Genomic DNA, 12422 nt, shown 5'->3' with positions numbered 1-12422 from the left:
CGCGAAAGATCAGTTCGCCGGCGCAGTCTCTTCGGTTGCGGCATCGGCATCGTTCGCCGCGTCACTTTCAGGCGTATCGGCTTCTGTCGCCGTGTCGGCCGCCGCATCGCTGGTCGTCCCAGCGTCGTCTGGCTCGGGCACGGCCAGTTCTTCCAGCGCTGCCAGTCCCGCGGTGAAGCCGGTAAGCGACAACTGCAGCTGGACCGGGTTTTCCGGGTCACCACCGAAGGGCAGCAGCGCCACGTTGGCGACATTGCCGCGCTTGAGCGCGTTCAGCTCGGCGTCCGGGAAGCCGACGCGCGCGACGCAACCGACAGGCGCACAAAAGTTGAACGGATAGGCCTGTCCGCGACCCTGATCGACCTGGAACTGCAGGCCGAACAGCAGATCGGTCTCTAGCGGAACGACGACCGTTGCGCCGACAGCGACCTCGCCGCCTTCCAGCGGGATCATCGTGACTTCGGCCACAGAATTGCCGCTGTCATCCTGCATCAACTGGTAAAGCTCGCATGGATCGACGCCTTCGCCAGCCCTGATGCAGCGGATCAGCCAGTCCTCATGCGTGGACTTGACATAGTAAGAGCCGACTTGCGGCTCTGCATTGGGGTCAGCCGTGGTCGCTGCTTCATCGGCCGGTGCGCCATCGCCGGTAGCGGGAGTGTCCGTAGCAGAGGCTTCTGGTGCAGCATCCGTGGCAGTAGCATCGCTCGTCGCCGGTGCAGCTTCCGTCGCCTCGCCTGCGGCCTGCGCCGAATCGGACGCAGCATCGGCTGCATTCGGCTCTTCCCCTTCGGCTTCTTCGGTTTCGGTAACCGCCGTGCCCGCGTCGGTCGGCTGCTCGGTTGCCGCGTCGGTGTCGCTGGGCGTATCGGCTGCAGGGGGAAGGGTGCCAGTCTCGGGCGCGGCTTCGGTCGCGGCATCATTGGCGGACGCTGTGCTGTCCTGCGCGAAGGCTGGCGCCGTGATCGCCATCATCGCCGCCACGAGGGCGAGGGAAGGTTTCAGAGCCATGGTCGTTTCTTTCCTTTTCTTCAAAACCTTGCCCGAGGGCCTAGCACAGCGCGCAAGGCTTGTCAGGCACAACCGCCGCCCATTCGACCGGCGGCGATCTGCGCCGAACGCACGCCGCGTGCCCGCTGTTCCACGACACACGGATCCGTGCGAAGGCGATATCAAACGGTTCATGAAAGAAAAGGGTCGCGGCTGTTTCCGCGACCCCCTGTCAGCGCATGCTTGACGCCGCGCGTCCTCTCCCTGCCGGACTGGCCGGTCATCATTGAGGGCACGCTAGTCGCGGCCTTGTGATCCGTCAACAGCCGTGGGGTCGCGCATCGATCACATTTTGAACCCGGTCACGCCGACGACCCGGACATGAAAAAAGCCGCGCCCGAGGGCGCGGCAGTCCAACAGGGAGGAAGGTCCCGGGCCTGCAACCACTCAGCCCCGGACAAAACTGATACTGGCATGGAAAGGTTAACTTAGTATTGTCGGAGCGTGCGGAAAAACGCGCGCAACGCGCGACCGGGAGGGACGATGGCGCAGGTTCTGGATCACGAGGCGGGGACGGTCTTTGTGGGCGGAGGTGGCGAGAATTACGCAAGCCCCGAACAGTTGCTGCTGGAATACGCCAACCGCCACGGCCTGATTGCTGGAGCCACCGGAACCGGTAAGACCGTGACGTTGCAGACCTTGGCGGAGAGCTTTTCGCTGGCGGGGGTGCCGGTGTTTCTGGCCGACGTGAAGGGCGATCTGGCGGGTCTCGCAAAGCCCGGCAGCGCCGAGTCGAAACTGCATCAGCCGTTCCAGACACGCGCCGAGCAGATAGGACTGACGCTCGACTACCAGACCTTTCCGGTGACGTTCTGGGATGTATGGGCGGAAAAGGGCCATTCGGTCCGGACGACTCCGGCGGAAATGGGGCCGCTGCTGCTGTCGCGCCTGATGGACCTGACCGATGCGCAGGAGGGGGTGATGAACATCGCCTTTCGCGTCGCGGACGAACAGGGACTGTTGCTCGCCGATCTGAAGGACCTTCAGGCGATGCTGGTCTGGGTCGGTCAGAACGCGACGGACCTGTCTTTGCGCTACGGCAATGTCAGTACGGCAAGCGTCGGTGCGATCCAGCGCGCGTTGCTTGTTCTGGAAAATCAGGGCGGCGATGCGCTTTTCGGCGAGCCGGCCCTGGAATTGTCCGACATCATGCGGGTCGATGCGACGGGAAAGGGCGTCGTCAATATTCTCGCCGCTGACAGGTTGATGAATGCACCGCGGCTCTACGCGACCTTCCTGCTGTGGCTGCTCAGCGAACTCTTCGAGCAGCTGCCCGAAATCGGCGATCCCGACAAGCCGCGGATCGCCTTCTTCTTCGATGAGGCGCATCTGCTGTTCGACGGCGCACCGGCGGCGCTGGTGTCGAAGGTGGAACAGGTCGCGCGCCTGATCCGATCAAAAGGTGTCAGCGTCTGGTTCATCAGCCAGAACCCGACCGACGTGCCCGAAGATGTGCTGGGGCAGCTGGGCAACCGCGTCCAGCACGCGCTGCGCGCCTTCACCGCGAAGGATCAGAAGGCTCTGCGGCTGGCGGCGGAAAACTACCGTCCGAATCCGGCCTTCGACACGGCCGAGGCGATCCAGTCGGTCGGCACCGGCGAGGCCGTGACATCCTTTCTGGAAGCCAAGGGCGTGCCGGGGATGGTCGAGCGGACATTGATCAGACCGCCCTTCAGTCAGCTTGGTCCGATTACCGACGCCGAAAGGGCCGCGTTGATCGCGAATTCTCCGATGGGCATCAAGTACGACACGCGCATCGATCGCGAATCCGCGCAGGAGATCCTTGCTGCACGCGCCAAATCCGCCGCGGAAGCCAGCGCCTCAGCCGGTGCGGCCGGTAATGACGAGGATCTATGGCAGATGGACCGCAGCTACAAACGTGCGCGTCGCTACGATCCCAAGATCGAGATCACGCCCGAGAAGACGCGCCGATCATCGTCACGCAGCGACACCGCGACCGAAGCGTTCACGAAAAGTCTTGCCCGTCAGCTGGGAACGCGGACGGGCAAGGCTTTGATCAGAGGCGTGCTGGGATCGCTGTTCCGAGGTCGCTGAGCGGCAACGGAACCGGGATCGGCGCGGCGGCGAAAGCTGCCCGCATTTCAGCGAGGATGGCGATCATCAGATTGACGTGGCGGGTCAGGTCATATTCGGCCAGGCCATCGATCCGCGCGGCATTCAGCCGCTCTTCCTCCGCCCGCAGACGGGGCAACGACACCCCCGGCGCGGGGCAGTCGTCAGAGCGGAGAAGACGCTTGAGGTCGCGCTCGCGCTTCCAGGCCGACTGACCGAGCTTTGCGGCGCGGATCAGCATGCTCGGACGCCGAAGCGGGGTCTGGGCGGGGCGCGGGCGGAACGCGATCACATTCGGCATCATGGTCATGGTGGCGTCCTTCGTCTGGATTGGTTTACGAACCATGACTCAACCAGAGCGGGTGTTGCCGCAGGGGTATCTGCACCGCGCGGTAAGGGAAGGAATCTTTAGGGTTTCTTAGGAATTGTTGCGTCTATGTTCAGATTTGACCCCGTTCATCCGTTCACCGAAATGCAACCCATGGATGTTCCTGCCAGAACCAATCCAGAGGACAAAGGACCAGATATGACGCTTCTGACCGGTGACTTCGCCTTCGATGCTGCTGTCGAAAGCCACGTGGCCGCCCCCCGGGATACACCTGCCGCGCCTGGTACCGATCTGCCAGCCGATGCAGCCCTCTACCTGCGCCATGTCGAGAAGGGCGAGACGATCAGGTCGCTGGCCCGAGAGCTTGGCTGCCATGCCTCTACCATCCTTCGTCGCATTCGAAAGTTCGAGTCGCGTCGCGACGATCCGCTTGTCGATCGGGCGCTGGACCGCAAGGGGGGCGCAAACCAGCTCGACGGACTGCAGATCCAACGAGCCCTGCGCCGTCTCGCAGAGCCGGGCTCGCTGCTGGTCGTTGCCGACGGCATGGATAACGGCATCGTCACCCGCGACGGTATCCGCACCGCGATCATTGAACGGCGTCTGGCCGAGGTGATGGCGCTGCGCGGATGGGTCGCGCAGGTCGGCCATGGCAAGCTTCTTTCGTATGCGATCGTGCCGGCGGGACGCGACGCTTTGCGCGACATGATGAGCGGCCCCGGACGGGGCGTGCCCCGAACGGACGATTTCGCGGCGGCCAAAGCGGTATCGACCAACTCTGTTCCAGACGATCAGGGTCCTGTGGAGGCAACGCGCCATCGCGTGATGGAAGAACGCACCATCCGCGACCCGGAAGACAACAGTCGCCGGCGCGTCCGAGTCAACATCGCCGAAAGCCCGCTGTTGATCTTGGCTCGCCGGCGCGAACCCAATGGCGAGGCATTTCTCACCCCCGGCATGGTCGCGGCGGGCGAACGGCTGCGGGAAGACTTCGAACTGGCGCAAATGGGACCCCGGGTCACGCAGAACTGGGATGGGTTCATGACCGCGGACGTTGACGTATCGCACCGACCCGGCGGCTTTCGGGGCGGATCGGAATCGGCGCGGGACCGGGTCGGTGCGGCGCTGCGCGAACTCGGGCCCGGCATGGGCGACATTGTTCTGCGAGTCTGCTGCTTTCTCGAAGGGATCGAGATGACCGAGCGACGCCTAGGCTGGTCCGCACGATCCGGAAAGATCGTGCTGCGGCTGGCGCTGATGCGTCTGGAACGACACTACGCCGACACCTATGGTCGCGGATCGCGGCTGATCGGCTGATCTCCCCTTGCAGCCGGGAGGCCCCTTTATCCCGGCTGCTGCACCGCGTCAGATCATGCAGTCATAGGACCACTGCAACAGCGCCTGCCGCTGTTTGGGTCGGCAGGACAGATCGTTGGCGTCGCAATTCTTCTTTACCTGCCCTTGATGGCGGGCAAAGCTCTTCCAACGCTGAACCTGCTTGTCGTCGACGCCCTCGATCCGCCGTCCAAGATAATAGCGGCAGTACCACTGGAACCATCCACGCGGATCGGGCTCGATGATCCAGCCTTTCTCTATCCAGCGCGACAACGGCTGACGGCTCTTGATGCCGAAGTAGTTCAGGTCGGGGTCAGGTTTGTCCGACAGTTTGGCATTCTCGAACCAGCTTTTTGGGAATTCATCCTGACAGTCGTTGAGATACTTTCCTTCAAAGACACCAAGCTCCAGCATCTCCTTAGGTGTGAAGTGTGGCTTGAAGCCATCGTGCGACAGACGTCCCGTCCCTGCTTCGAGCTTGTAGGAATAATCCTTCTGCATCGAATCGTTGACCTTGATCGTGTCGCCCTTGCTCGCCATGTCGTCTCCGCAAACCTGCCATGTCCTGGCTTTTAACAGGGCTTCCACGCCGCCGGTTCCGTGGGTCGGACGTTGATCCGGCCTGCGCGCAGGTCTATCTAGATCAGGACCCAAGCCGAAAGTCCGATTATGGATCAGCAAACGCCACCCCGCCTGCGCCATCCGGAAAAGGCGCATCGCGTCGATCAGGTGCAGCCAAAGAAGCCAGACTGGATCCGGGTCAAAGCCCCGACCTCTGAAGGGTATCGCCAAACCCGAGACATCCTGCGCAAAAATCGTCTTTCCACCGTGTGCGAAGAGGCCGGCTGCCCGAATGTCGGCGAATGCTGGAGCCAGGGCCACGCCACGATGATGATCATGGGTCAGGTCTGCACGCGCGGCTGTTCGTTCTGCAACGTTATCACGGGCCGTCCGGATGCGCTCGACGTGTTCGAGCCGGGCAGGGTGGCCCACGCGGTCCAGAAACTGGGCCTGAACCATGTCGTCATCACCTCGGTCGATCGTGACGATCTGGACGATGGCGGCGCCGATCATTTCGCGCAGACCATCCGCGCAATCCGCCATCGCAGCCCGGACAGCACGATCGAGGTGCTGACCCCCGACTTTCTGAAGTCGAAACCCGGCGCACTCGAGACCGTGGTCGAAGCGCGGCCTGATGTGTTCAACCACAACCTTGAAACCGTGCCCGGCCTCTACCCGACGGTGCGGCCCGGTGCGCGCTATTTCCATTCGCTGCGGCTGCTGCAGAAGGTCAAGGAACTCGACCCCGGGATGTTCACCAAATCCGGAATCATGGTGGGCCTGGGTGAGGATCGGCAGGGTGTGCTGCAGGTCATGGATGACATGCGTGCGGCCGACATCGATTTCATGACCATCGGTCAATATCTTCAGCCGACGCCCAAGCATCACCGCGTCGATCGCTTCGTTACGCCGGAAGAATTCGCCGGCTACGAAAAGTCGGCTTACGGCAAGGGTTTCCTGATGGTCTCGGCGACGCCCTTGACGCGGTCGTCCTATCACGCGGGCGCGGATTTCGCCCGCCTTCGCGATGCGCGGCTGCAGAAACTTGGACGCGCCTGACATCTTGCCGCGCGCGCCTGGAACGGTTATGCGCGCATCAGGGGCCCGAGTGGCGGAATGGTAGACGCAGGGGATTCAAAATCCCCCGCCGCAAGGCTTGTCGGTTCGAGTCCGACCTCGGGTACCAGCCTCTTCTTCTTATTAAACATGCCGCGGCTCAGCGCGACGCGCCGGCGCCGTCAGCGATAGCCCGCCGCCTGCAATTCGAACAGGTCGCGGTAGCGGCCGGGCTGGGCAAGAAGTTCGTCATGTGTCCCCTGCGCCTCGACCCGGCCGTCGGCCAGCACGAGGATCCGGTCGGCCATCCGCACGCTGCTGAAGCGATGCGAGATCAGCACGGCCGTGCGACCGGCAGAGAGCGTCTTGAATTGTCGAAACACCTCGAACTCGGATCGCGCGTCCAACGCCGCCGTCGGCTCGTCCAGGATCAAGACCTGCGCGTCGCGCATGTAGGCGCGGGCGATGGCGAGCTTCTGCCACTCGCCCCCTGACAGATCGACGCCATGCGCGAAGCGCTTGCCGACCATCTGGTCGTAGCGTTCCGGCAGACGCCCGATCACCTGATCGGCGCCGGACTGGCGCGCCGCCGACTCGATCCGGTCACGGTCGGACGCGGCACCGATCCGTCCGACGGCGATATTGTCGCCTGCCGACATGGCGTAGCGTACGAAATCCTGAAAAATCACGCCCATCGCCGCGCGCAGGTCGTCCAGATCGTAATCGCGCAGATCGCGCCCATCCAGAAGAATGCGTCCCTCGTCAGGGTCGTAGAGCCGCGCCAGCAGCTTCACCAGCGTCGTTTTCCCAGCGCCGTTTTCACCCACCAGCGCCAGCGTCTCACCCGCCGCCAATGTGAAGCTGAGGTTGCGAACCGCCCAGCGTTCGGCGTTCTGATAGCGGAAGCCCACATTCTCGAAGACGAAGCCTTGGCGGATGGGGACGGGGACCGGCAGTGGATCCGCGGGCGACGCGATCTCGGGGCGCTCGCTGAAGAATTCGAACAGATCGTCCAGCCGCAATGCCTGTGCCGCCATGCTGGAAAAGCTGGTCAGCACGCCTTCCAGCAAACCGCGAAGCCGCAGAAAGCTGCCAGACAGGAACGTCAGATCGCCAATCGACAGGGCGCCGGTCAGCGTGGCCCCGATGATCCAGAGATAAGTTCCGTAGTAGGACAGCGTGGCCAGCGCCGTCAGGAGCGCCATCCAAAGCAGCTGGCGCCCCAGGATCATGCGGTTCTCGGCATAAAAGTCCTGCGACAACGCGACGAAGCGGTCGCGCAGGAACGTGTTCAAGCCGAAGACCTTCACCTCCTTGGCGGACTCCGCGCTGGCGCCGACCTGCCGCAGATAATCCCGCTCGCGCCGCTCGGGCGTGCGGCGGTAGTTCATTTCGTAAAGCAGCGCGTTGAAGTGCGTTTCACCCAGGAAAGCCGGGATGAGCGCGATCAGCAACAACAGGACCAGCCACGGATTGAACAGGATCAACCCGCCGGCGAAGCTGACGACCGTCACCAGATCCTGCATCAGCCCCATGACCTGCGTCAGCAACGGCACATTGCCGATCGTCAACCGCCGCGCCCGGTCGAGCTTGTCCTGAAACTCGGCATCCTCGAAATCCTCGAGGTCGAGTTCGGCGGCATGGTCCATCACCCGCACCGATAGCGAGATCACCAGCCGTTCCTGCATCAGCGCATTCAGGTAACTGACAAGCCGGCCCAACAGGTCGGATGCCAGCGCCAGACCCAGCTCGGCGGCCAGATACCAGCCCAGCGGCCCGGTCAGCCCCGCCTGCCACCAATCAGCCAGCGTCTCGGGTCGGGTCTCTAGCGCGGTAAGCCGGACCACCTCGTCGATGATCAGCTTGCCGATCCACAGCATCGTCACCGGCAGAACCGCGCGGATGATCCGCAGCGCGATCGTCGCCAGCATCAAACCCGGGCTCGCGCGCCAGATCATCGCTAAGAACGCTGGCAGGTTCTTCAGCGCCGCCCATCTTTGGCCGTAACGCGGCTGCTGGGCGGGCGGCATCTCAGGCGGGCTCAGTGCGGGCGGCGGCGATTTCGGCCTCGGTCAGGGGACCGGGGAAGTGGCAGGCCGTTCGGCGATCGGTGCCTTCCAGCGGCGGCACCGCCTCAGCGCACAAAGCCTGCGCGCGTGGACAGCGCGTACGAAAGACGCAACCCGACGGCGGGTTCATCGGCGAGGGCAGGTCGCCCGTCAGGGGAACGACAGCCTTGTCAGCCTCACGCGCAGGGTCGGGGATCGGCACAGCGGAAAGCAGCGCTTGCGTGTAGGGATGCTGGGACGCATTGAACAGCGCGTCCTTCGGCGCGATCTCCATCACCTTGCCCAGATACATCACCAAGACGCGGTCGCTGATATGCTTCACCACCGACAGGTCGTGCGCGATGAAGATCAGCGCGAGGCCGAGGTCTTTCTGAAGACGGATCAGTAGATTGATGACCTGCGCCTGGATCGAGACGTCGAGCGCGGAGACCGGCTCGTCGCAGATGATCAGCTTCGGCGCTACGATCAGTGCGCGCGCGATCCCGATGCGCTGGCACTGGCCGCCTGAAAATTCGTGCGGATAGCGGTTGATCTGATTCGGTAGCAGGCCGACCCGTTCCATCATTTCCTTCACCCGCGCCTTGACCTCGGACCGGCTCAGGCCCGGGCGATGGGTGGTCAGCGGTTCCGCGATGATCTGTCCCACGTTCATGCGGGGGTTGAGGCTGGCCAGCGGGTCCTGGAACACCATCTGGATGTCGGCGCGGTACTTCATCATCTGGCGCGGCGACAGGTCGACCAGATCCGCACCGTCCACCCATTCCGCCCGGCCCGTCGCCGGGACCAGCCCGATCAGCGCGCGCGCCAGCGTCGATTTGCCAGAGCCTGATTCACCAACGATGCCCAGCGTCTCACCGGGTTTCAGCGTGAAATCGACCCCGCCGACGGCGTGAAGGTCCTGCGGTGGCGTCCAGGGCATCGCGCCCGCGCGCCGGACAGGAAAGCTCACCCGCAGGTCGCGCACGTCCAGTAGCGGCCGGCTCATTGCTTCACCTCATGCGTTGCCGCCGCCGCCCCGACACCGGCGACTGCCGCGTCGGGCAGGGCGTCGTCGGGTTCGTCCTCCAGCGGTCCCGCCGTCGCTGCCTCGTCAGCCGTGATAGAAACTCTGTGACGGTGCGCGCGGATGTCGTCCAGCGCCGCGAAGCAGGCTCGCTTGCGATCCGGCGCGAAGCCTTCCAGCGGCGGACGCTCGGTTTCGCATTCCGCCAGCCGATAGGGGCAGCGCGGCGCATAGGCGCAGCTCGCGGGCGGATGCGTCATATTGGGGGGCGCGCCGGGAATGGCGCGCAGTTCGGCTTCGGTCTCGTCGATACGCGGGATCGCAGCCAGCAATCCCTGCGTGTAGGGATGGGCGGGGTCCGCGAACAGCGGTGCAACCGGCGCCTGTTCCCGGATGCGACCGCCATACATCACGGCGACACGCTCGCAGGAGCCGGCAACGACCCCCAGATCGTGGGTGATCAGGATCATGGCCATGCCGAATTCCGTCTGTAGATCGGCCAGAAGCTGCATGATCTGAGCCTGAACCGTCACGTCCAACGCGGTCGTCGGCTCATCCGCGATTAACAGTTGCGGGCGGCACAGCAGTGCCATCGCGATCATCACCCGCTGGCGCATCCCACCCGAAAATTCGTGCGGGTAAAGGCGCACGCGACCCTTCGCATCCGGGATCTTCACGGCGTCCAGCATCCGCACCGATTCCGTCACCGCGTCGCGCTTGGACATGCCCTTGTGCAGGACCAGCACCTCGGCCATCTGGTCGGCCACCCGCATGTAGGGGTTCAGCGAGGTCATCGGGTCCTGAAAGACCATCGCGATCTTCTCGGCCCGGACCTTGTTCAGGACACGGGGCTTGGCGTTCAGGATTTCGGTGCCGTCGAAGCGCGCCGAGCCCTCGGCGCGGCCGTTTGCAGCCAGCAGCCCCATCACGGCAAAGGCCAGCTGGGATTTGCCAGAGCCGCTTTCGCCGACGATGCCCAGCGTCTCGCCGGGTTCCAGCGTCAGGTCGACGCCGTTGACCGCGTGGACAACGCCATCATTGGTGTCGAAGCGGACGTGCAGATCGTTGATGTTCAGAAGCACCATGTCAGCGATCCTTCGGGTCTAGCGCGTCACGCAGGCCGTCACCCACGAAGAAGAAGCCGAAGAGCGTGATGCAGAAGAAAAACAGCGGGAAGGCGAGCTGCCACAGCGTGCCGTAGTTCATGGTCGCCGCGCCCTCGGAAATCAGCGCACCCCACGAGGTTAGCGGTTCCTGAACGCCGAGGCCGAGGAAGCTGATGAAGCTCTCGGTCAGGATCATCAGCGGCACCAGCAGCGTGGCATAGACCGCGACGACGCCCAGCAGGTTCGGCACGATATGGCGCATGATGATGCGCCAAGACGAGACGCCAGTCGCCTGCGCCGCCTCGATGAATTCGCGGTTCTTAAGGGTCAGGGTCTGGCCGCGCACGATCCGGCTCATATCCAGCCACGAAATCAGGCCGATACCCAGAAACAGCATCCCGATCGACCGGCCGAACACGACCAGCAGCAGGATCAGCACGAACATGTAGGGGATCGACATCAGGATATCGACCAGCCGCATCATGATCTGGTCGGTGCGCCCGCCGACATAGCCTGCCGTCGCGCCGTAAAGCGTGCCGACGATTACCGCGATCGCCGCACCGACGATGCCGACCATCAGGCTGATCCGCGTGCCCTGGACCGTGCGCGCGTAAAGATCGCGGCCCAGATCGTCGGTGCCGAAATAATGCCCGGTGGCGATCGAGGGCGCGCCAAGCTCGCGCACCTGACCCATGACGTTGTAGTCGAGTTCCTCGTTCGACCAGGCCGCGGCATAGTCGCCGAAAGCCGCGAACAGCGTGACCAGCACCAGGATCACCAAACCCGCCATCGCGGCCTTGTTTCGGACGAACCGCTTCCTCGCGTCGGCCCACGGGCTGCGGCCCTTCACCTCGGCCTGCGCCATCGTGTCGGCCAGCGATCGCATCTTGTCCTGTTCGATGACCATGTCAGTACCGGATCTTCGGGTCGATCCACGCGTAGAGGATGTCGACGATAAGGTTGAAAAGGACCGTCAGCGCACCGACGAGGATCGTGATCCCCATCATCACCGCATAGTCGCGGTTCAGAGCGGAATCGACAAACGAGCGTCCGATCCCCCCGGTCGAGAAATAGATGTCGATCACGACCGAGCCTGTGATCATCGATACGAAGACCGGTCCCAGATAGCTGATGACGGGCAGCAGCGCAGGCTTCAGCGCGTGGCGCAGGATCACGCGGCGTTCCGGCATACCCTTGGCGCGCGCGGTGCGGATGTGATTGCTGCCCAGCACCTCGAGCATCGAGGATCGCGTGATCCGCGCGATCGACGCCATGTAGCTGGTGCCAAGCGCGATGACTGGCATGATCCAGTAGCTGGGGTCATTGAAGCTCCACCCGCCCCCGGGCAGCCAGCCCAGCCACAGCGTCAGGACCAGGACAAGGATCGGTGCCATGACGAAGTTCGGCAGCACCTGCGCCCCGATGCTGGTCCCGACGGCCAGGTAATCCAGCCAGGAATTGTGCCGGATCGCCGCCGCGACGCCGAGGGTGATGCCGACCAGTGCCGCCAGCACGAAGGACAGCAGGCCGTAGGTCAGCGTCACCGGAAAGCCGTCGGCGATCAACCCGTTCACGGTGCGGTCGGGATAGACGAAGCTGGGACCGAAATCGAACTGCAGCACGACTCCCTTGAGGTAGTTCCAAAGCTGGACGATCAGCGGCTGGTCGAGGCCGTATTTCGCTTCCAGGTTGGCCAGCACCTGCGGCGGCAGCGACCGCTCGCCGGTAAACGGCCCGCCGGGTGCGGCGTGCATCAGCAGGAACGAGAAGACGATCAGCAAAAGCAGCGTCGGCACGGCCACGGCCAGACGTCTCAGGATGTATCCGAACATCGATCAGAC

At 63.8% G+C, this 12422-nt stretch carries 11 protein-coding genes and 1 tRNA gene; 4 read left to right on the top strand and 8 right to left on the bottom strand.

Annotated features, from left to right (window positions below):
- Positions 1-9: 9 nt before the first annotated feature.
- Entirely contained in the window at positions 10-1011 is a 1002-nt protein-coding gene (locus MLD63_RS06205) for an invasion associated locus B family protein (protein WP_255329012.1), read from the bottom strand.
- Positions 1012-1533: 522 nt separating this feature from the next.
- On the opposite strand from MLD63_RS06205, the gene MLD63_RS06200 reads away from it, so the two are divergent.
- Positions 1534-3105, top strand: a complete 1572-nt coding sequence (locus tag MLD63_RS06200; protein WP_255329011.1) for a helicase HerA-like domain-containing protein — start codon at positions 1534-1536, stop codon at positions 3103-3105.
- On the opposite strand, the gene MLD63_RS06195 is transcribed toward MLD63_RS06200, so the two are convergent.
- Positions 3068-3433, bottom strand: a complete 366-nt coding sequence (locus MLD63_RS06195; RefSeq protein WP_255329010.1) for a DUF6477 family protein — start codon at positions 3431-3433, stop codon at positions 3068-3070. The genes MLD63_RS06200 and MLD63_RS06195 overlap by 38 nt on opposite strands.
- A 216-nt stretch (positions 3434-3649) precedes the next feature.
- On the opposite strand from MLD63_RS06195, the gene MLD63_RS06190 reads away from it, so the two are divergent.
- Positions 3650-4768 carry a DUF6456 domain-containing protein gene (locus MLD63_RS06190; RefSeq protein WP_255329009.1) on the top strand — a complete coding sequence of 373 codons (1119 nt, stop codon included), beginning with the start codon at positions 3650-3652 and terminating at the stop codon, positions 4766-4768.
- Between the two features lie 48 nt (positions 4769-4816).
- Here the strand turns inward: MLD63_RS06190 and MLD63_RS06185 are convergent, their stop codons facing one another.
- A complete protein-coding gene (locus MLD63_RS06185) occupies positions 4817-5326 on the bottom strand; it encodes a hypothetical protein (protein WP_255329008.1) in 510 nt (169 codons plus the stop codon).
- A 129-nt stretch (positions 5327-5455) separates the two neighbouring features.
- On the opposite strand from MLD63_RS06185, the gene lipA reads away from it, so the two are divergent.
- Together lipA and MLD63_RS06175 are read left to right on the top strand one after the other, a co-directional pair.
- Complete coding sequence (gene lipA / locus MLD63_RS06180) at positions 5456-6406, top strand: lipoyl synthase (protein WP_255329007.1); 951 nt, start codon at positions 5456-5458, stop codon at positions 6404-6406.
- A 43-nt stretch (positions 6407-6449) separates the two neighbouring features.
- Positions 6450-6533: transfer RNA gene (locus MLD63_RS06175), tRNA-Leu, on the top strand.
- Between the two features lie 52 nt (positions 6534-6585).
- Here the strand turns inward: MLD63_RS06175 and MLD63_RS06170 are convergent.
- The 5 genes from MLD63_RS06170 to oppB all read right to left on the bottom strand — a co-directional run bounded on the left by MLD63_RS06170 (position 6586) and on the right by oppB (position 12413).
- Complete coding sequence (locus tag MLD63_RS06170; protein WP_255329006.1) at positions 6586-8361, bottom strand: ABC transporter ATP-binding protein; 1776 nt, start codon at positions 8359-8361, stop codon at positions 6586-6588.
- 73 nt (positions 8362-8434) lie between these two features.
- Complete coding sequence (locus MLD63_RS06165; protein WP_255329005.1) at positions 8435-9457, bottom strand: oligopeptide/dipeptide ABC transporter ATP-binding protein; 1023 nt, start codon at positions 9455-9457, stop codon at positions 8435-8437.
- The gene (locus MLD63_RS06160) at positions 9454-10560 is read right to left on the bottom strand and encodes an oligopeptide/dipeptide ABC transporter ATP-binding protein (protein WP_255329004.1); all 1107 of its coding nucleotides are present in this window, start codon (positions 10558-10560) and stop codon (positions 9454-9456) included. Before MLD63_RS06160 ends, MLD63_RS06165 begins: the two co-directional genes overlap by 4 nt.
- A gap of 1 nt (position 10561) precedes the next feature.
- Positions 10562-11488: an ABC transporter permease subunit gene (locus MLD63_RS06155; protein ID WP_255329003.1), complete on the bottom strand. Its 927-nt coding sequence runs from the start codon at positions 11486-11488 to the stop codon at positions 10562-10564.
- A gap of 1 nt (position 11489) precedes the next feature.
- Positions 11490-12413, bottom strand: a complete 924-nt coding sequence (gene oppB / locus MLD63_RS06150; protein ID WP_255329002.1) for an oligopeptide ABC transporter permease OppB — start codon at positions 12411-12413, stop codon at positions 11490-11492.
- Positions 12414-12422: the final 9 nt, after the last annotated feature.

Source organism: Paracoccus albicereus, assembly GCF_024359525.1.
Taxonomy (GTDB): Bacteria; Pseudomonadota; Alphaproteobacteria; order Rhodobacterales; family Rhodobacteraceae; genus Paracoccus; species Paracoccus albicereus.
This window is presented reverse-complemented; position numbering and strand designations above follow the sequence as displayed.

What these genes read in the sequence shown, in the direction of transcription:
- MLD63_RS06160 (WP_255329004.1), bottom strand. Translation starts at nt 10,560, where the DNA reads ATGGTGCTTCTGAACATCAACGATCTGCACGTCCGCTTCGACACCAAT.
- MLD63_RS06200 (WP_255329011.1), top strand. Translation starts at nt 1,534, where the DNA reads ATGGCGCAGGTTCTGGATCACGAGGCGGGGACGGTCTTTGTGGGCGGA.
- oppB (WP_255329002.1), bottom strand. Translation starts at nt 12,413, where the DNA reads ATGTTCGGATACATCCTGAGACGTCTGGCCGTGGCCGTGCCGACGCTG.
- MLD63_RS06190 (WP_255329009.1), top strand. Translation starts at nt 3,650, where the DNA reads ATGACGCTTCTGACCGGTGACTTCGCCTTCGATGCTGCTGTCGAAAGC.
- MLD63_RS06170 (WP_255329006.1), bottom strand. Translation starts at nt 8,361, where the DNA reads ATGATCTGGCGCGCGAGCCCGGGTTTGATGCTGGCGACGATCGCGCTG.
- MLD63_RS06185 (WP_255329008.1), bottom strand. Translation starts at nt 5,326, where the DNA reads ATGGCGAGCAAGGGCGACACGATCAAGGTCAACGATTCGATGCAGAAG.
- MLD63_RS06155 (WP_255329003.1), bottom strand. Translation starts at nt 11,488, where the DNA reads ATGGTCATCGAACAGGACAAGATGCGATCGCTGGCCGACACGATGGCG.
- MLD63_RS06195 (WP_255329010.1), bottom strand. Translation starts at nt 3,433, where the DNA reads ATGACCATGATGCCGAATGTGATCGCGTTCCGCCCGCGCCCCGCCCAG.
- MLD63_RS06165 (WP_255329005.1), bottom strand. Translation starts at nt 9,457, where the DNA reads ATGAGCCGGCCGCTACTGGACGTGCGCGACCTGCGGGTGAGCTTTCCT.
- lipA (WP_255329007.1), top strand. Translation starts at nt 5,456, where the DNA reads ATGGATCAGCAAACGCCACCCCGCCTGCGCCATCCGGAAAAGGCGCAT.
- MLD63_RS06205 (WP_255329012.1), bottom strand. Translation starts at nt 1,011, where the DNA reads ATGGCTCTGAAACCTTCCCTCGCCCTCGTGGCGGCGATGATGGCGATC.